Consider the following 18,379-nt stretch of genomic DNA (forward strand, 5'->3'; position numbering starts at 1 on the left):
GCACTATGGACTTTGTTAAAATCAAGGACAAAACGTTTAAAACGTTTATTCCTGAATCCGAGATTCTGCAACGTGTAAAGGTTGTTGCTGAAAAGATCAACAAGGATATGGATGGTAAAAACCCACTCTTGCTGGCTGTATTAAACGGTTCTTTTATATTTGCTGCGGACTTGATCCGCAATATAAATATTCCTTGTGAGATTTCTTTCGTTAAACTAGCTTCTTATCAAGGAACCACTTCAACGGGTAAGATAAAAGAGGTTATTGGTCTTAATGAGGATCTTTCTGGAAGAACAGTCATTATCGTTGAGGACATTGTTGATACAGGTTTCACTATGAAGAGCATGATAGAGAGCTTGGGTACACGTAATCCAGAGGCTATTCATATTTGTACTCTTCTATTCAAACCGGGAAAGCTTCAGGTGCCTCTAGATATAAAATATGCCGCAATGGAAATCCCTAACGACTTTATTGTTGGATATGGCTTGGATTATGATCAGCAGGGTCGCCAGCTTAGAGATATCTATACTGTTTGTGACGAAAAAGAAACAGCGAAATAAATTATAATAATAAAAAACAGATGAAGAATATTGTTATTTTCGGAGCTCCTGGTGCCGGTAAGGGTACTCAGAGTGACAAAATTATTGAGAAGTATGGTCTTGGACACATCTCTACTGGTGACGTGCTTCGTAATGAAATCAAGAATGGTACAGAACTTGGCAAGACTGCTAAGGGATTTATTGACAACGGTCAGCTCATTCCTGATGAATTGATGGTTAATATCCTTGCAAGCGTTTATGATTCATTCGGTACAGACCATAAGGGCGTAATTTTTGATGGTTTCCCACGCACAACTCCACAGGCTGAGGCTTTGAAGAAAATGCTTTCAGATCGTGGTCACAAAATTGCTGCAATGATAGAACTAGATGTTCCTGAGGAGGAACTGATGGCTCGCCTCATCAACCGTGGTAAAGAAAGTGGACGTAGTGATGATAACGAAGAGACAATAAAGAAGCGTCTAAACGTTTATCACACACAGACTTCTCCACTAATCGACTGGTATGAGAAGGAAGGTGTACACTATCATGTAAAGGGTATCGGAACTTTAGAGGAAATCTTCGGACGTGTTTCTGACGTTATTGATAACCTTGCTGATTAATTAAATTAAAACAAAATAATGGCTGAATCCAATTTCGTTGACTACGTTAAGATTTATTGCCGCTCTGGTAAGGGCGGAAGAGGCTCCATGCATTTACGTCATGTGAAATACCAATATAACGGCGGTCCTGACGGCGGTGATGGCGGACATGGTGGAAGCGTATATTTAAGAGGTAATCATAATTACTGGACATTGCTTCATTTGAAGTATCAGCGCCACGTGGCTGCTGAGCATGGGGGCAATGGCAGTAGCGACAAATGTCACGGTACCGATGGTAAGAACTTCTATATTGATGTACCTTGCGGTACCGTGGTATATAATGCAGAAACAGGTAAGTATATCTGTGATGTATCTTATGATGGGCAGGAAGTGCTTTTGTTGAAAGGTGGTCGTGGTGGACTTGGTAATTTCCAGTTCCGTACGTCTACTAATCAAGCTCCACGATATGCACAGCCAGGAGAACCTATGGAGGAGATGAATATCATCCTTGAATTAAAACTCCTTGCTGATGTAGGTCTTGTTGGATTACCTAACGCAGGTAAATCTACTTTGCTTTCTTCGTTGTCAAGTGCTCGTCCCAAAATAGCTAATTATCCTTTCACGACATTGGAACCTTCTTTGGGTATTGTCGCATATCATGATAATAAGTCGTTTGTGATGGCTGATATCCCTGGTATTATAGAGGGCGCAAGTGAAGGCAAGGGACTTGGACTTAGATTCCTTAGACATATTGAGCGCAACTCTCTGTTCCTGTTTATGGTTCCTGGTGACACTGAAGACATCAAGCACGAATATGAAGTATTGCTTAATGAACTCAAAAAGTTTAATCCTGAAATGCTTGATAAACACCGCGTGTTAGCTGTTACAAAGTGTGACTTGCTAGACGATGAGCTTATTGAAATGTTGAAAGAAACTTTACCAGATTCTCTTCCGGTAGTGTTTATTTCTTCTGTCACAGGATTTGGACTAAATGAGCTTAAGGACATATTGTGGCGCGAGCTCAATAGCGAAAGCAATAAGTTGCAGGAAATAGTTTCAGAAGATACTCTTGTACATCGTGATAAGGATATGGCTGTATTTGCTGATGAAATTCATGCAGAAGGTGCAGATGAGGAAGACTTAGAGTTTGTTGATGATGATGATATCGAAGATCTTGATGACTTCGAATATGATGACAATAAAGATGCGGAATGATTAAGCCTGTATTGAAATATTATAATATCGCCGATTGTGTAAAAGCTTTCAGTTCTACTCGAAAGGGTGGGGTAAGCAAAGCAGAATTCGGTGAGTTTAATATTAATGGTTTCTGCGGTGACGATGATGCGTGTATTGCAGAAAACAAAAAGGCTTTGGCTGAAGAACTTTGTATTGGTGTTGAGGATATCATCATACCTCACCAGATTCATAGAATTGAATGTCGCACCATCGCTCCTGAGTTTTTTAGTATGCCAGAAAGTGTTCGCAAGATGCTTCTTGAGGGAGTGGATTGTGTGCTTACTGATATCAAAAACTTATGTATCGGAGTTTCTACAGCAGATTGCATTCCTATTCTTCTTTATGATGATGAACACCATGCCATAGCTGCAGTGCATGCAGGGTGGCGTGGAACTCTCAATCGTATTGCGCATCGTGCCATAGTGGAAATGTGCAATGTGTATAAATCTTATCCTTCACGCATTAAAGCCGTGATAGGACCTGGTATATCTATGGAAAACTTTGAAGTTGGCGATGAGGTCTATCAACAGTTTGAAGCTGTTGGATTCAATATGCCACTTATTTCCAAGAAGTACGAAAAATGGCATATCAATCTTCCTGAATGTAATCATATTCAATTAAGGGAAGCTGGACTTAAAGATGAAAATATCTTGATGTCTGGAATATGTACTTTCTCTCGCTCCGAGGATTATTTCTCAGCCCGCAAGCTTGGACAGCATTCGGGAAGAATATTCTCTGGAATTATGATTTCTGAATAGCCGGTTGTGTCAATCCGCTTTCAGAAAGAGCTATAACTCTTTTAAATTTAACCTTTGATGAATCTTTATGAATTTCAATTTGAAACACTTTTTACTGGGCGTTTCTCTCATAGTGACAATGTCTGCTATGACCCCGGCAAAAAAAACTTTCTCTGCTGCTGAACAGCAACAGATTGCTATTCCTACGTCTGGACTTTTTGATCGTTCTAATGCTTTTAGCATCGATTTTAGTGCAATTAAAAGTAATGGCTATTCTTTTCCATTGCCAGTTGGTAAGGTGAAAGTAGTTGATGACAATCAGGCACTTGAGATTTCTACTTCTGCTGGTGATGCTGTTAAGGCTATGTTTGGCGGTGTCGTTCGTTTATCACGAAACGTTAATGGATCTGGAAATGTTGTTGTTGTTAGACATGACAACGGCATAGAGACAGTTTATGCTAATAATGCTCAGAATATGGTTACTGTTGGACAGCGTGTAAAGGCAGGGCAAACTGTGGCTATCGTCGGCTCAGATGCAGGTCGTACATATTGCAAGTTCAGTTTGATGGTTAATGGTGGTAGAATTAATCCAAAGACTTTCATTGACTTGAATAGTCATACGCTCCGCAAGCAGACTGTCTTGTGCAAGAAAAATGGAACTTATGTAGATGTATCTGTTATTGAAAATTCAGAAAAACAGCCTAAGGATGTTAAAGACATAATTGTCTCTGATAATGATGACAAAATTGATTTTACGGGTATGCCAAAATCAGAATGGGCTTATCCATTACCTGGAAGTCACGTGATAAGTCCCTTCGGTGGTGCCCGTCATCATCCAGGTATTGACCTGAAGACACGACCTAATGATAATATCTGTGCTGCTTTCGACGGAGTCGTTATTATGGCAGGTAATTATTTTGGATATGGCAATTGCATCAAAATTAAACATAACAATGGACTTGTGACTTTGTATGGTCATCAATCACGTAATTTAGTGAAGAATGGTGAGAAAGTCAAGGCTGGACAAATCATAGGACTTACAGGTAGAACAGGACGCGCTACTACTGAGCATTTACATTTTGAGGTATTCTTCAAGGGACACAGATTAGATCCTTCTTCTATATTTGACACCGCTAATAAGTCTTTGCAGCAAATCACGCTTACCTGTAAAAATGGTGTTGTGAAAACTCAGCGTAATTACTTCGCAAAAAAATAGATAAATTAGATCCTTCTGATTTATTACTATCAATAAAAAAAAAGCTCCTTCATAAAAGGAGCTTTTCTTATTTCTACTTGTGTCTGGTGGCTCTTTGTTCGCGGTATTTCGCCTTTTGGCGAGCGCTTCCTGAACCATGAGCGCCGGTAATGTACTTTTTCTTTTTGGCTTTAGTCTTCACTTTTTCTTCTTTTGGTTCACCACTAGAAGGTTTTTTAAAGACTATACCTTGCTCGATAATTTCGTCGATATCACTCATATATTTATTTTAATGATGGAATAAGCGTACTCCAGTGAATGACATTGTTATGCCATACTTATCGCATGTATCAATAACATTGTCATCACGTATAGAGCCACCTGCTTGCGCGATATATTCTACACCGCTCTTGTGGGCACGCTCTATGTTGTCTCCAAATGGGAAGAATGCATCGCTTCCAAGTGCCACTTTTGTATTTTGGGCAATCCATGCTTTCTTTTCTTCCATTGTGAACACTTCTGGCTTTTCTGTAAAGAACATCTGCCATGTTCCGTCACGTAGCACGTCATCATGCTCTTCGCTTATATAAACGTCTATTGTATTATCACGGTCAGCACGACGTATTCCTTCTTTGAAAGGAAGGTTCATCACCTTTGGTGCTTGACGCAACCACCATGTATCAGCTTTGCTTCCTGCAAGGCGAGTACAGTGAATACGACTTTGTTGTCCCGCACCGATACCAATAGCTTGACCGTCTTTTACGTAGCATACAGAATTGCTCTGTGTGTATTTAAGTGTAATAAGCGCAATGATTAAATCGCGTTTTGCCTCTTCGCTGTAAGTCTTATTCTTAGTAGGAATGTTCTCAAATAGTTTTGGATCATCCAGCTTTATTTCATTACGTCCTTGCTCAAAAGTTATTCCAAATACTTGCTTGTGCTCTATTGGAGTTGGCTTGTATTCTGGATCAATCTTTATCACATTGTATGTGCCTTTGCGCTTATCCTTCAAAATCTCAATTGCTTCAGGAGTGTAATCAGGTGCGATAACACCGTCACTTACTTCTCGTTTCAATAGAGTTGCTGTTGCTGCATCGCATGTGTCGCTTAGTGCAACAAAGTCTCCGTATGAACACATGCGGTCTGCTCCGCGTGCACGTGCATAGGCGCATGCCAATGGTGTAAGAGGAATCTTTACGTCGTCAACGAAATAGATTTTCTTTAATGTATCGCTGAGAGGCAAACCGATAGCTGCTCCTGCTGGTGATACATGTTTAAAACTTGCTGCTGCTGGCAGACCAGTAGCTTCTTTAAGTTCCTTTACTAATTGCCAGCTGTTTAGTGCATCAAGGAAATTGATGTAGCCAGGGCGACCGTTAATGACTTCGATTGGTAATTCACCTTCTTCCATATATATTCTGGAAGGTTTCTGATTGGGATTACATCCGTACTTTAAAGCTAATTCTTTCATTCTTGAGGGTTAATTAAACTTTTTGCAAAGATAATCATATTTTTTTTATTACCTTTGCAACTTGGAAATTATTTCGTTAGGTTATGAAACGTAAAATTGGTTTCCTACTTAAGGAAGTGGGAACAAAACTTGTAGAGAAAGCGAAGATTGGTAATGACTTTGAGAAGATGTCACTCTTTTTCTCTCAGCACCACATCAATCTCAAGTCATCTTCGTTGAAGAAGATTTGGCATTATCTTTATGGTGCCGAAAAACCTTCTCGTGAAACCTTGGATAGACTGGCATTGTTTGCCGGATTCCAGGATTGGGAAAGTTTAAAGGATACTTTTTTAGATGATGAGAAGAAAACAAAAACAAAGGAATAAAAAAAGAGGTTATGCTTTATGCATGACCTCTTTTTATTTCTTCTCTGAAGATTCTCAGGATTATTCTCCTTTAACAGTTCTCTTCTCAGCAATACGAGCTTTCTTACCTGTAAGCTTGCGAAGATAGTACAACTTAGCGCGACGAACTTTACCACGCTTGTTTACTTCAATTGAATCGATGTTTGGTGACTCCATTGGGAAGATACGCTCTACACCAATTGTTCCTGACATCTTACGAACTGTGAAACGTTTTTTCTCACCATGGCCTGAAATCTTGATTACAACACCACGGTAGAGCTGGATACGCTCTTTTGAACCCTCGATAATTTTGTAAGCGACTGTGATTGTGTCACCAGAGTTGAACTTAGGTAACTCTTTGCCGGTTGCAAATGCTTCTTCAGCAACTTTAATTAAATTCATTTCTTATAATTAAATATGTTTATCGTCCAACGAAACTTAGCATGCAACACTTCTGCAGCCAGCGGTTTCGCCGAAAAGCTGTGCAAAGTTACAAAAAAGCTGAGACTTACTGTTGCTATCTATGAAGTTTTTTTTGAATTTAACAATATTTCTTCTTTTTCTCATACAAAATAACTACCTTTGTAACAGTTAATTACAAACTTATGTACAAGAAATTATTACTGTTTTTTATAGTTCCTGCAGTTATAAGTGTGTCTTCTTGCAGGCAACATTATGAGTTGACCGACATTAGTCGTAGTCGTATTTTGATTGATAGTTGCTATGATGTTTCTCCTGATAAGGAGGCGCAGGCTTTCCTTGCTCCTTATCAACATAAGGTAGATAGCATTATGAGTCCTGTTGTTGGTGAAACGGCTGAATATTTATATTCGCATAAACCAGAGAGCCCGTTATCTAATCTTCTTGCTGACATTTTGCTATGGGGTGGAAAAGGATTTAACGAGAAAGTTGATTTTGCTTTATATAATGTTGGTGGTATACGAGCAGCATTTGCTAAAGGCAAAGTTACTTATGGTGATGTTGTTGATGTAGCTCCTTTTGAAAACAAAATTTGCTTTTTGTCGCTTACCGGTTCTAAAGTTCGTGAGTTATTCAGCGAGGTTGCTAAGTTGGGCGGTGAAGGTTTAAGCCATGGCGTTAATTTGGTTATTTCAAAAGATGGTAGACTTCTTGAGGCAAGCATTAATGGAAAGGTACTTGATGATAATGCCACTTATCGTGTAGCCACTCTTGACTATCTTGCTCAGGGCAATGATGGTTTGGATGCATTCAAATATGGAACTGATGTTGTCTCTCCAAAAGGGAATAATAATAATGTGAGATTTATCATTATGGATTATTTCCGTGATAAAATGGCTCAAGGTATAGCTGTTGATTCTAAGGTAGAGGGCAGAGTTATTGTAAAATAATGTTTGATTGATAAAAATGAATTATATGAAATTTAGATATCTTTTTATTTCCGTTTTATGCTGCATTGCTTCTGTTGGTTTTGCACAGAAGCATCTGACAATATTGCATACGAATGATACTCATAGTTGCATACTTCCTCTGAAGACAACTTTAGCAGATACATTGCTTGCTGGTCGTGCTGGTTTTATACGCCGTATTTCAATGTTAGATCAAGAAAGAGCTAAAGATAAGAATTTGCTCCTTTTTGATAGCGGAGATTTTTCTCAGGGTTCACCTTTCTATACTCTTTTCAAAGGTGATGTTGAGATTGGATTGATGAACAGAATGCATTACGATGCCGGAACAATTGGAAACCATGAGTTTGACTATGGTATGGAGAATATGGCTCGTATATTCAAAATGGCGAATTTCCCAATATTGTGTTCTAATTACGACCTTAAAGGAACTCCTCTTGAAAGTGTGGTAAAGAAATATACTATCATAAAGAGAAATGGCGTTAAAATTGGAGTCTTTGCACTTGATCCAAAGTTGGATGGGTTAGTATCCAAGGCAAATTATGGCATTATCAAATACTTAGACCCAATTGCTGTTGCAAATGAACTGGCAACAATGCTGAAGAATGACAAAAAGTGTGATTTGGTAATATGTATTTCTCATCTTGGCTGGGAAGAGAATGGTATGGGAGACCAGATGATGATTGCTGGTTCAAGAAATATTGATCTTGTTCTTGGTGGCCATTCTCATACTTATTTCAGGACTCTTCGTTATATCAAGAATCTTGATGGAAAGAAAGTTCCTGTTGACCAAAATGGCAAAAATGCTATTTATGTTGGCAAAATGATATTAGATTTTACTCAAAGTAAAAAGTAAGTACTATCATCTTAGAGTGTGCTTCGTTAATCGAATTAGAATAGGGAAGCATACTCTTATCTTCTATTCTTTTTATATGATCTTTATCTAGGCTGTTTATCAGACTATACATGAATTTAAGTTCAGGTCTGACCTTGAAAAATGGAAGATAAAAATCACATCCGAGTCCTATTTCGGCAAATGTATCATATCTTTTTAATTTGATATAGTCTTTATCTTTTCCGCTCAGGTTTATGGCTGGCGATATTCCTCCAAGTATATATGGACGGTGATTATTAAAACGTGGTGCGGCAAATATCAGGTCTATTGGTGCACAGATATAAACAGTCTTCATGTCCTGTTGATTTTCTGTCACAGTTGCTGTGCTGCTATTGTGAAACACGATATGTCGTGAGCCGAAATACATTGTTGGTGCTATGCGCATTTGTAGGAATTCGTTTATTCTGAATTCTCCATATACACCGACGTTGAATCCCATATCCCATCTACTTTGATCTGTTGTTATCAGTTGTTTAGTAATTGTCCCGTCTATGTTATTTGTCGTCTGTGGTCCAACATTCATTAGTTCTAAGTCTTGCACATGCGTACCTATAGAAATGCCTAGATGGAATGGGCGCAAATCCGTGTAGGGGCGATTTTGCACAATTCGTTCCTGACTGTTCGCTAGAATGCTGCTACTTATGGCAAAACTTGTTATTATAAATGCTTTTATATTCATTATCATATAAACGTATTATACCATTTCTTATTGTATAGTTCTTTATTGAGATAAAGTATAAATAATTTAAAAAACCGTACCTAAAAGTAGGTATTTCGATTTTAATATGTATCTTTGCAACGTACTCTTTTGGCGTAAAGTCAGGGTACATATTACAAAAACATTATTAATATTATAATTTAAATTTATTATGGCTTACGTAATTAGTGATGACTGTATCGCTTGTGGTACATGTATTGATGAGTGCCCATCTGGAGCAATCTCTGAGGGTGAAAAGTATTCTATTGATCCTGATATGTGTACAGAGTGTGGTACATGTGCTGATGTTTGTCCTAACGAGGCAATCAGCCTTCCTGAGTAAGGAATTACTGCAAAAAATATAAGCGGCACGAAAGTGTCGCTTTTTTTATGCCCATAAATCAGGGGCCTTTTCCTTCAGTTTCGTATGTTTAATACCCCAGATATGTATAAACAAAAAACAGACAAGATAGCTTTCACTCTCTCGCCTGTTCTGTTTAGTGTAGTGTATTTAAAAATTATTTATTAACCTCTTCTGGCTTATCCAGTCCAAGAGCTGCACGAGCATTCTTGTCATTTGGATCAAGCTTTATCAACTGTTCGTAGATAGGCTTTGCTGCATCAAGATTCTGCTTCGTAATCCAATAGTAGTAACCAAGGTTTGCTAATGCAGACTTCAAAGTGTTAGTATCATCTTCTTCGCGGTTTTCCTTGTTGCCAAGCAAACTAACAACCTTGTTGAAGTATTCTACACTCTTGTCGTCCTGACCAGCCTTTGAAGCTTGCATACCAGCCATGTTGTTTACCCATGCTGCGATAGTAGGCCACTTAACTGCCATCTGATCATATATACTGTAAGCCTTGTCTAGGTTAGCTTGTTTGTTAGCGTCCCCTTTGGCTGCTTTCTGTATGTATATGTTTGCGAGTTTAGCATAATCAGATGGTGTTGCATCCTGATTGTTTGCCATATACTTTTCGCTGTATTCCAAAGCTTTGTCTTCCTGCCCCATTTCTGCATATGCGTCAGCTATGTACTGATATGGTTTGAAGTTGTTCTTCTCCATTTCAAAAGCCTTGTTGTATTGGTCAATAGCCTGTTGGTACTGTTTATTTCCCTTCAATGCTAAACCATAGTATATGTAGTCACGGGCACTCTTTTCAACAGAGTCTGTCGTGATAATCTTATTGGCATAAGTAATTGCATCGTCAAACTTCTGAGTGTCTACAGCACTCCAAAGTGCTACACGATCAAAAGTTATGTTTTGAGCAAACTTCTGTGTACCGAATTTTGCAATTTCAAGACTTTCATCTTTCTTGTTGTCCATATATGCTGATACTGCATAAGCTACAAGATAATACTGGTCTAGACTTTCTTTTTGAGTCTTTGAGAAATATTCGTATGCCTTAGCATAGTTTCCACCAAGATAGAAGTTGTTTCCAGCTTCTGCTTCAATAGGGTAGTCTGGACGAACTTGTTTCAAAAGGTTCAAAGCTCTTTCGCTCTCTTCCGGGCTACGCTTTCTGTAAACATTTGCATAACGCATGTATCCATTAGGATTCTTTGGGTCCATAGTCATACTCTGCTGATACCACATTGCAGCATCACCACCGTCATCTTTCATTGCTGCGACATCACCAAGAAGTACGTATGCATCGCCACAATTCTTGAACTTACCAATAACCATATTACCGATAGCTGAAGCATCGTCGTATTTTTTACTCATCAACAAGGTGTTACCAAGTGCAACAAGAGCCTTTGGATCCTTCTTGAATTCTTTTTGATAATCTTTAGTCAATTCCTTTAGTCCTTTAGCGTCAAGGTTAGGGTTAGACTTAAGGGTCTGCTCTATTGGCTTCAGCAAGTCATTGTAATTTGCGTTTTGAGCCATTCCTGGTACTGACAATCCCATCATCAGCAAACCAGCTACAAGGTATTTAATCTTTTTCATAATCTTGTTTAGTTATGTAACATTTACTATTTTCATCTATGACGATAAAATGGATGAAAAGTTTAAATCTTAAATGTTTATTTCTTTACTTTTACAGTTCTTATGCTTATATCGCCTCGATATGGCAGTAAGCCTGATTTGAAGATAATAAGTTGTCCTGTAGGACTTGAAATATAGTTGGCGAAACTCCAAGGCAATGCTTTGCTTGGGTCTACTACTATTGCGTATATAGTTCTTGCGAATGGATATCTTCCATCTAGCAGGTATGCCTGATATGGTTTCCAACTGTTCATTGGTGTAGCCTTGTCCTTTATGGATACAGACATTACATGAATATTCTTCTTGAATGTGGTGTTTGTGGTGTCTCGCTTGTCATTAAGCCAGTTTGAACCAATAACACCAATGGCGTTAGGAGTTTTGCTTACGAAGTTGATAACTTCCTTACTGCTGTTTGCTGCAACGATGTTACTACTTATGATTGGTTTGCCGCCAAGTATAGAGTCTACTACATAATGTAATGTTGCTGAACTCTTGTTGTCAAACACAACCTGTATGCCACCTCTCTTTGATCCTGGATAAATTTGATTCCAGTTCTTTACCTTTCCGCTTAATACTTTCTTAACGTCGTGCACGGTCATGCATGTATCGTTGTTGTTCTTGTTTACGATAAGTGCAAGTCCGTCGTAGCCGATAGGAAACACAGAAGGTATAATGTTTTTAGTCTTGATGTAGGCTATTTCACTTGGTTTCAAACCACGTGAAGTGATTAACAGGCAAGTCTTTAGGTCTCGAATCATCTTCAGACCGGTTAGCTCATCTGTATACAGAGGTTTAAGATGCGCCTTTGGGTATTCAAACTCAAACTGCTGTCTTTCTTCCTCAATGATTGGACTAAAACTTTCGTCAGAGACGAATTGAATCGTCCCTGACGTAGGTGTATCAGTTCTACTACCCTTAGGCTTATTCTCATTACATGATGAGAATATTCCTAAAGATAGGGTTAGTCCTATAAATATATAAGATATGTTCTTATTCATTTACTGCAATTTAAATTGCACAGGTACATTAAATTTAACACGAACAGCAGAACCATTCTGCTTACCTGGCTGCCAGTTAGGCATGCTGCTAACGACGCGAGCTGCTTCACGGTCAAGTGATGGGTCAACAGAGCGTACAACATGTACATCTGTGATAGAACCATCGCGCTCAACAACGAATGAAACTGTTACACGACCTTGAACACCATTTTCCTGAGCAACTACAGGGTACTTAACATGTGAGCTAAGATAGCTTAGAAGTGCGCCTTGTCCTCCAGGGAATGAAGGCATAACTTCTACAACGTCGAATACCTTGTTGGTAACTTCTTCCTTTGGAGCTGGTGGAGGAGTGTTTACAGCGATATCGTTGCGCACGGCCTCTACGTTACGATCCTTAGTTCCCTCATGGTTTTCAGTACCAACGGCAACCTTGTCATCCAACTTATCCATCTGCTTGATCTGATTTTCCTCTTTTACGAGTTCATCTTTTTTGATGACAGGAGCAGTAAATTTCTGAGTTTGACGAGCAACAGGAATCTCCTTTTTAGGTTCAATTTTCGGTTTAATAACCTCTTTCTTCTCGTTTTTCTTAGCCTCTTTCTGGAGTTTAGAAAGTTCCATAGCCTCCATATAAGCAGCTTGCTGTTCAGCCTGTTTTTGTTCAATTACTTTCCATGCAAGAAAACCTCCTACTAGAGCTGCAGCAATGACTAAGATTATTAGAGATTTGATGTTTCGGCTGGAAGTACCCTTACGAAGCTGGAATGCTCCATAAGATTTGTTCTTTCCATCGAACACCATATCGACCCATTTAGGATCGTATAAGTCTATTTTTGCCATTTTGTTTCTTTTTAAATTGTTTCGTTACTTATCGATTAGAGTCTTATGCCTTTCGACTTGAGAAGTTTCGCGTCGTCAGAATTAATCTTATCGATAACGTAAGTACCAATACTTAGAATCTGCATTTCATCGAGAGCATCCACCATATTCTTATATGATGCATTGTCTGAAGGTTTGATGATGATAGTCAGAGTAGGAACCTTACCGTCTTTGAGCTTACCACCCTTGATATCGCTAAGTCTTTTCTGATATATACTGTCTGTATACATCTTTGGATTCTTAGCTTTATCTGCGTTAAGTTCTTTAACTGCAAGTTCTATACGTGTCACAGGTTTTACTCCATTTGCTGTAGTGTGATTTCTTAAAATCTTGCGAATACCATCATTTCCCCAAGTTGTTTCCTTGAGCCATGCTGGATTGCTATACTGAGGGATACCCTCACCATAGAAGATCTTGTTATCAGCTGTTACATACAGAGTAATTGACTCTGAAGCCTTAGCCTCATTCTTCTGATTATCTTGAGTGTTCTTGTCATTACTTGGCATTGTCAGCTCCATTGTCTGAGGCTTGCTCAATGTTGTACACAGCATGAAGAACGTGATAAGAAGCATGAGCATATCCACCATAGGTGTAAAGTCTACGCGGACATTAACCTTTTTCTGTTTGCTTTCTTTCTTTGCCATTTATTCGTCCCCCTGTTTTTTAAGCTGTGTAATCATATAATAATGACTTTCATCCATATCCTGGAGCTCATTCATTACCTTCTTAACAGTCTTGTAAGGTGTAGTTGCGTCTGCCTTTAGTGCGATTTTTAAGTTCGTATTTATTCTACGAGCCTGATCTACCCACTCTTGGAATTCGCTCATGCCGCCTTTGATACTATCCAATGGAATACCTTTGGTGTTAAGAGTCTTCTGGCGTGCCTGTGTAGACATTGCCAAATAACTGCTTAGTTCGTTCATTGGAACACCAAATGTTGATTCGTTCTTGAAAGTCTTAGACTGCTTATCACTTAACTTAACACCAAACTTGCTAGTCATCGCATCTAGGGTCTGACCTAACTGGTCGGTGTTGTCTATACTCATAAATACCTGACCTTCGCCTGTTGGCTTACCGGTTTTGTCCTTTTCAGGACTTACCAGAATAGTCAGGACGCCGTTCTCAGGCACCTTTATCTCAGACACAGAACCCGGAGTGTTCACCTTCACTGGCTCATTCTTTACGAATGTTGATGTCAGCATAAAGAAGGTAAGCAGAAGGGTCATAACGTCTGACATAGGCGTCATATCGATCCAAACGTCACTTTTCTTAATTTTTACTTTACCCATAGCGATAAATTTTTAAAGGGTTAGTAAATATTAAGCTTCTTCTGTATGGTTAGCTTCGTATGTCTGAGCAATTGAGTAACCTACTTCGTCTAGTGCGTATGTTAACTTGTCAACCTTGTTTGTAAAGTAGTTGTAAGATACAACAGCACACCATGATGTACCAATACCGAATGCAGTGTTGATCAAAGCCTCAGAAATACCTGCAGAAAGTGCAGCTGAGTCTGCGCCACCACCTGCTGACAAAGCAGAGAATGAACGGATCATACCAACAACAGTACCAAGAAGACCAGTAAGTGTACCAAGTGTTACGATAGTAGCTACGATAGGAAGGTTCATTGTAAGAGTTGGCATTTCAAGCTGAGTTGCCTCCTCGTGAGCCTGCTGAATCTTAGAAACTTTCTGAGACTTCTTAAGAGTTGCATTAGCACCTGATTCCATTTCCTTGTAAGCGTTAAGAGAAGCTGAAACAACATTTGCTACAGAACCCTTCTGCTTGTCACAAAGCTGCTGTGCTTTTGCGAAATCGTTAGCGTTAAGAGCTGACTTGATGTTTGCAACAAACTTAGGAAGTGAACCCTTACCGAAAGCGGTCTTAAGTGCAAGTGCGCGCTCAATTGACATAGCCAATACAGAAAGCAAAAGTGTGTGAATAACTGGTACGATAACACCACCCTTGAAGATTGTACCCCAAACGTCAGCTGGTGTAGTCTTAGCTACTCCGTCCTGGAAGTGCATTGGGTTACCAAACCAGAGGTTGAACAATGTGAAAGCGATGATTCCGCAAACGACGATGATCCAGAATGCGCCTCTTACTCCCTGAAAGCCCTCAGATTTCTTAGGGCTGGCTGTTTTTTGTGTAGTTGCCATAATTTAAAATTTTTAATTTTTAGTTATTAATAATATTAATGTTTATTTGATTTAATGTTATTGTCAAAAGATGCCTTGCGGTCCTCGTACTTTTTTTGTTTGGCAAAGATAGCAATTTATGAATAACTACGAACTTAATTAAGAAGTTTTAACGATAGATTGCTTTAATTTTAATCATATTGTTATCAATTTTTCTTTTTTGTTTAGTCCTGTTATTTTAACTTTGCTAAAATAGCCTTGATTCTGTGCATTGCTTCTTTAATATTTTCATCACTTGTGGCGTAACTCATTCTGAAACATTCTTTGTCTCCGAAGGCATCACCACCCACCGTTGCGACATGAGCTTCTTCCAGGAGGTAGAGTGCAAAGTCGGTTGAGTTATTGATAGTTTTCTCGCCATTGCTCTTGCCAAAGAAACTACTGCATTTCGGGAAGATATAGAATGCACCTTCTGGTACGTTAACTTCAAGTCCAGGAATGTTTTTAGCTAGTTCTACGATGAGGTTGCGACGGCGTTCAAATGCCTTGCGCATATCCTCTACGCAACCTTGCTCTAGTGTGTAAGCGGCTTCTGCAGCTTTTTGACTTACAGAGCATGGACCGCTTGTGTATTGTCCCTGCAACTTGTTGCATCCCTTTACGATCCATTCTGGAGCAGCTATATAACCTATTCTCCATCCTGTCATAGCATAGGCTTTTGATACACCGTTAACGACGATAGAACGTTCTTTCATACCCTCAACTGTGGCTATACTGGCATGCTTGCCTATATAGTTGATGTGCTCGTATATCTCGTCAGCCAGTACATACATACCGTCATGCTTCTTGATTACTTCTGCCAGACCAGCAAGTTCTTCCTGTGAGTAAACGCTGCCCGTAGGGTTGCTTGGCGAACAGAGGATAAGCATCTTTGTCTTAGGTGTTATAGCTGCCTCAAGCTGTTCTGGAGTCATCTTGAAGTTCTGCTCGAATCCTGCATTCACAAATACTGGATTTCCGCCTGCAAGTTTCACCATCTGTGGATAGCTTACCCAATATGGTGTCGGTATAATAACTTCGTCTCCGTCGTTTACCAAAGCCATTAAGGTGTTGCATACACTCTGTTTTGCACCGTTGCTTACCAGAATCTCATTAATAGTATAGTCTAGTCCGTTTTCATTCTTCAGTTTGGCAGAAATAGCTTTGCGCAAGTCAGCGTAACCAGGTACTGGTGAGTACCTTGAATAGTTGTCGTCAATTGCTTTTTTTGCCGCTGCCTTTATGTGGTCCGGCGTGTTGAAATCAGGTTCGCCGACACTCATATTGATGACGTCAATACCCTGAGCTTTCATTTCATTACTTTTCTGCGACATAGCAAGTGTTGCTGATGGCGCAAGACGATTTAAACGGTCTGATAACTGTCCCATAATAATTCTTCCTTCTGGTTATTTGTTTTATCTATCTATTTAATGCAAGAGTAGTGCAAGTCAAGCGCAGAATCATCAAGTTCACTTGAATGTTATGCCTTGATGCAGCTTACTTTATGCAAAGGTAGTGCAAGTTAAGCGCAGAATCATCAAGCTTGTTTGAATGTTATGCCTTGACGCAGCCTACTTTATTTAAAGGTAGTGCAAGTTAAGTGCAGAATCACCAAGTTCACTTGAATGTTATGCCTTGACGCAGCCTACTTTATTTAAAGGTAGTGCAAGTTAAGCGCAGAATCATCAAATTTACTTGAATGTTATGCCTTGACGCAGCCTACTTTATTTAAAGGTAGTGCAAGTTAAGCGCAGAATCATCAAGCTTGTTTGAATGTTATGCCTTGACGCAGCCTACTTTATTTAAAGGTAGTGCAAGTTAAGCGCAGAATCATCAAGTTTACTTGAATGTTATGCCTTGATGCAGCTTACTTTATGCAAAAGTAAGCATTTTATTTTTTTTGGCGAAGAAAAGGTGACATAATTTACGTTATTTATAGCTTATTCAACAACAAATGTTATTTTAAATGTAGAATATGTCCCATTCTGTCACGTTTAGTTTTCAAATATCTCACATCATATTTGTTTGGCTCAATCTCTATTGGGACATTCTCTACGATTTCCAATCCATAAGCTTCTAGTCCAACTCTCTTTCTAGGATTGTTTGTCATAAGTCTCATCTTATGTATTCCAAGATGTCTCAGCATCTGTGCGCCGCAGCCGTAGTCTCTCTCGTCTGGTTTGAATCCCAAATGTATATTTGCGTCAACGGTGTCGTATCCTTGCTCTTGCAGTTTATATGCGGCAATCTTGTTCATCAATCCTATTCCGCGACCTTCTTGCTGCATATATATCACAACGCCCTTGCCTTCTTTTTCAATCATTTTCATAGACTTGTGAAGTTGTTCTCCGCAATCACAGCGTTGACTGCCAAGGATATCACCTGTTGCGCATGATGAATGTACTCTCACCAAAATAGGTTCGCCCTCTTTCCATTCACCTTTTATAATAGCCATGTGCTCTAAACCGTTGCTTGTCTGGCGGAAAGGAATAAGGTGGAAATGTCCGTATTCTGTCGGCATGTCAACCTCGTCACCAACTTCAATTGTTGATTCTGTTTTCAGTCTATATGCAATGAGGTCTTTGATAGATATAATTTTCAATCCCCATTCCTGTGCTCTTTCTTTAAGCTCAGACATACGTGCCATTGTTCCGTCTTCGCTCATTATTTCCATCAGTGCGCCTGCTGGGTATAATCCAGAAATCTTGCATAAGTCAACAGCTGCTTCAGTGTGTCCGCTTCTGCGTAGCACTCCGTTTTCCTGTGCATATAGTGGATTGATATGTCCTGGACGACCGAATGTCTCTGGAGTAGAAGTAGAATCGGCGAGAGCCAAGATAGTTTCTGCACGGTCATGAGCCGAAACTCCTGTAGTGCATCCTTCCAATTTGTCTACTGTAATTGTAAAAGGTGTACCTAGCATTGATGTGTTCTCTGTTACCTGATGAGGCAGGTCTAGTTCGTCCGCTCTCGACAGAGTTATTGGCGCACAAAGTACGCCACGGGCGTTCTTTAGCATGAAGTTGACCTTCTCTGCTGTAATTTTCTCTGCAGCGATAATCAAGTCTCCTTCATTCTCGCGGTCCTCATCGTCAACAACAATGACAAACTTACCTTCTTTGAAATCTTTTATGGCATCTTCGATGCTGCTTAATTTGAACTCTCCCATAGTTATCTTGTTTTAATGATAGGTCTTTCTATTT

At 39.4% G+C, this 18,379-nt stretch carries 21 protein-coding genes; 9 read left to right on the forward strand and 12 right to left on the reverse strand.

Annotation, left to right across the window (positions count from 1 at the left end):
• The first annotated feature begins 5 nt into the window (after window positions 1-5).
• The 5 genes from hpt to prwr041_RS08165 all read left to right on the forward strand — a co-directional run bounded on the left by hpt (window position 6) and on the right by prwr041_RS08165 (window position 4,327).
• A complete protein-coding gene (gene hpt / locus prwr041_RS08145; RefSeq protein ID WP_207153323.1) occupies window positions 6-560 on the forward strand; it encodes a hypoxanthine phosphoribosyltransferase in 555 nt (184 codons plus the stop codon).
• 20 nt (window positions 561-580) lie between these two features.
• The gene (locus prwr041_RS08150) at window positions 581-1,159 is read left to right on the forward strand and encodes an adenylate kinase (RefSeq protein WP_018464839.1); all 579 of its coding nucleotides are present in this window, start codon (window positions 581-583) and stop codon (window positions 1,157-1,159) included.
• A gap of 18 nt (window positions 1,160-1,177) precedes the next feature.
• Window positions 1,178-2,353: a GTPase ObgE gene (obgE, locus tag prwr041_RS08155; protein ID WP_207153324.1), complete on the forward strand. Its 1,176-nt coding sequence runs from the start codon at window positions 1,178-1,180 to the stop codon at window positions 2,351-2,353.
• On the forward strand, window positions 2,350-3,132 hold the full coding sequence (gene pgeF / locus prwr041_RS08160; RefSeq protein WP_207153325.1) for a peptidoglycan editing factor PgeF: 783 nt from the start codon (window positions 2,350-2,352) through the stop codon (window positions 3,130-3,132). Before obgE ends, pgeF begins: the two co-directional genes overlap by 4 nt.
• A gap of 118 nt (window positions 3,133-3,250) precedes the next feature.
• Window positions 3,251-4,327, forward strand: a complete 1,077-nt coding sequence (locus prwr041_RS08165) for a M23 family metallopeptidase (RefSeq protein ID WP_237072345.1) — start codon at window positions 3,251-3,253, stop codon at window positions 4,325-4,327.
• 73 nt (window positions 4,328-4,400) lie between these two features.
• Here the strand turns inward: prwr041_RS08165 and prwr041_RS08170 are convergent, their stop codons facing one another.
• Window positions 4,401-4,586, reverse strand: coding sequence for a hypothetical protein (locus prwr041_RS08170; protein ID WP_207153327.1), 186 nt, complete (start codon window positions 4,584-4,586; stop codon window positions 4,401-4,403).
• Between the two features lie 9 nt (window positions 4,587-4,595).
• On the reverse strand, window positions 4,596-5,777 hold the full coding sequence (locus tag prwr041_RS08175; RefSeq protein ID WP_207153328.1) for a phosphoribosylaminoimidazolecarboxamide formyltransferase: 1,182 nt from the start codon (window positions 5,775-5,777) through the stop codon (window positions 4,596-4,598).
• 83 nt (window positions 5,778-5,860) lie between these two features.
• On the opposite strand from prwr041_RS08175, the gene prwr041_RS08180 reads away from it, so the two are divergent.
• On the forward strand, window positions 5,861-6,142 hold the full coding sequence (locus prwr041_RS08180; RefSeq protein WP_207153329.1) for a hypothetical protein: 282 nt from the start codon (window positions 5,861-5,863) through the stop codon (window positions 6,140-6,142).
• Between the two features lie 60 nt (window positions 6,143-6,202).
• On the opposite strand, the gene rplS is transcribed toward prwr041_RS08180, so the two are convergent.
• Window positions 6,203-6,562, reverse strand: coding sequence for a 50S ribosomal protein L19 (gene rplS / locus prwr041_RS08185; RefSeq protein ID WP_207153330.1), 360 nt, complete (start codon window positions 6,560-6,562; stop codon window positions 6,203-6,205).
• A gap of 203 nt (window positions 6,563-6,765) precedes the next feature.
• Here rplS and prwr041_RS08190 point away from each other — a divergent pair, with 203 nt between their 5' ends.
• Window positions 6,766-7,530, forward strand: a complete 765-nt coding sequence (locus prwr041_RS08190) for a 5'-nucleotidase C-terminal domain-containing protein (protein WP_207153331.1) — start codon at window positions 6,766-6,768, stop codon at window positions 7,528-7,530.
• 25 nt (window positions 7,531-7,555) lie between these two features.
• Entirely contained in the window at window positions 7,556-8,401 is an 846-nt protein-coding gene (locus prwr041_RS08195; protein WP_207153332.1) for a bifunctional metallophosphatase/5'-nucleotidase, read from the forward strand.
• On the opposite strand, the gene porT is transcribed toward prwr041_RS08195, so the two are convergent.
• Window positions 8,382-9,119, reverse strand: coding sequence for a type IX secretion/gliding motility protein PorT/SprT (gene porT / locus prwr041_RS08200; RefSeq protein ID WP_394370789.1), 738 nt, complete (start codon window positions 9,117-9,119; stop codon window positions 8,382-8,384). The genes prwr041_RS08195 and porT overlap by 20 nt on opposite strands.
• Window positions 9,120-9,309: 190 nt before the next feature.
• On the opposite strand from porT, the gene prwr041_RS08205 reads away from it, so the two are divergent.
• On the forward strand, window positions 9,310-9,480 hold the full coding sequence (locus prwr041_RS08205) for a DUF362 domain-containing protein (RefSeq protein WP_018464828.1): 171 nt from the start codon (window positions 9,310-9,312) through the stop codon (window positions 9,478-9,480).
• 175 nt (window positions 9,481-9,655) lie between these two features.
• Here the strand turns inward: prwr041_RS08205 and prwr041_RS08210 are convergent, their stop codons facing one another.
• From prwr041_RS08210 to prwr041_RS08245, 8 genes are all read right to left on the reverse strand, one after another.
• Window positions 9,656-11,086 (reverse strand): tetratricopeptide repeat protein, encoded by a 1,431-nt coding sequence (locus tag prwr041_RS08210; protein WP_207153334.1) that lies wholly within the window; start codon window positions 11,084-11,086, stop codon window positions 9,656-9,658.
• A 77-nt stretch (window positions 11,087-11,163) separates the two neighbouring features.
• A complete protein-coding gene (locus prwr041_RS08215) occupies window positions 11,164-12,123 on the reverse strand; it encodes a PstS family phosphate ABC transporter substrate-binding protein (protein WP_207153335.1) in 960 nt (319 codons plus the stop codon).
• A complete protein-coding gene (locus prwr041_RS08220; protein WP_207153336.1) occupies window positions 12,124-12,963 on the reverse strand; it encodes an energy transducer TonB in 840 nt (279 codons plus the stop codon).
• A gap of 35 nt (window positions 12,964-12,998) precedes the next feature.
• The gene (locus prwr041_RS08225) at window positions 12,999-13,646 is read right to left on the reverse strand and encodes an ExbD/TolR family protein (protein WP_207153337.1); all 648 of its coding nucleotides are present in this window, start codon (window positions 13,644-13,646) and stop codon (window positions 12,999-13,001) included.
• Entirely contained in the window at window positions 13,647-14,291 is a 645-nt protein-coding gene (locus prwr041_RS08230; protein WP_207153338.1) for an ExbD/TolR family protein, read from the reverse strand.
• 30 nt (window positions 14,292-14,321) lie between these two features.
• Window positions 14,322-15,158 (reverse strand): MotA/TolQ/ExbB proton channel family protein, encoded by an 837-nt coding sequence (locus tag prwr041_RS08235; protein ID WP_207153339.1) that lies wholly within the window; start codon window positions 15,156-15,158, stop codon window positions 14,322-14,324.
• Window positions 15,159-15,370: 212 nt separating this feature from the next.
• Window positions 15,371-16,564, reverse strand: a complete 1,194-nt coding sequence (locus tag prwr041_RS08240; RefSeq protein WP_207153340.1) for a pyridoxal phosphate-dependent aminotransferase — start codon at window positions 16,562-16,564, stop codon at window positions 15,371-15,373.
• A gap of 569 nt (window positions 16,565-17,133) precedes the next feature.
• Window positions 17,134-18,345 carry a bifunctional 3,4-dihydroxy-2-butanone-4-phosphate synthase/GTP cyclohydrolase II gene (locus tag prwr041_RS08245; protein WP_207153341.1) on the reverse strand — a complete coding sequence of 404 codons (1,212 nt, stop codon included), beginning with the start codon at window positions 18,343-18,345 and terminating at the stop codon, window positions 17,134-17,136.
• Between the last annotated feature and the right edge of the window lie 34 nt (window positions 18,346-18,379).

The sequence above is a fragment of the Prevotella herbatica genome, assembly GCF_017347605.1.
GTDB classification, from domain to species: Bacteria; Bacteroidota; Bacteroidia; order Bacteroidales; family Bacteroidaceae; genus Prevotella; species Prevotella herbatica.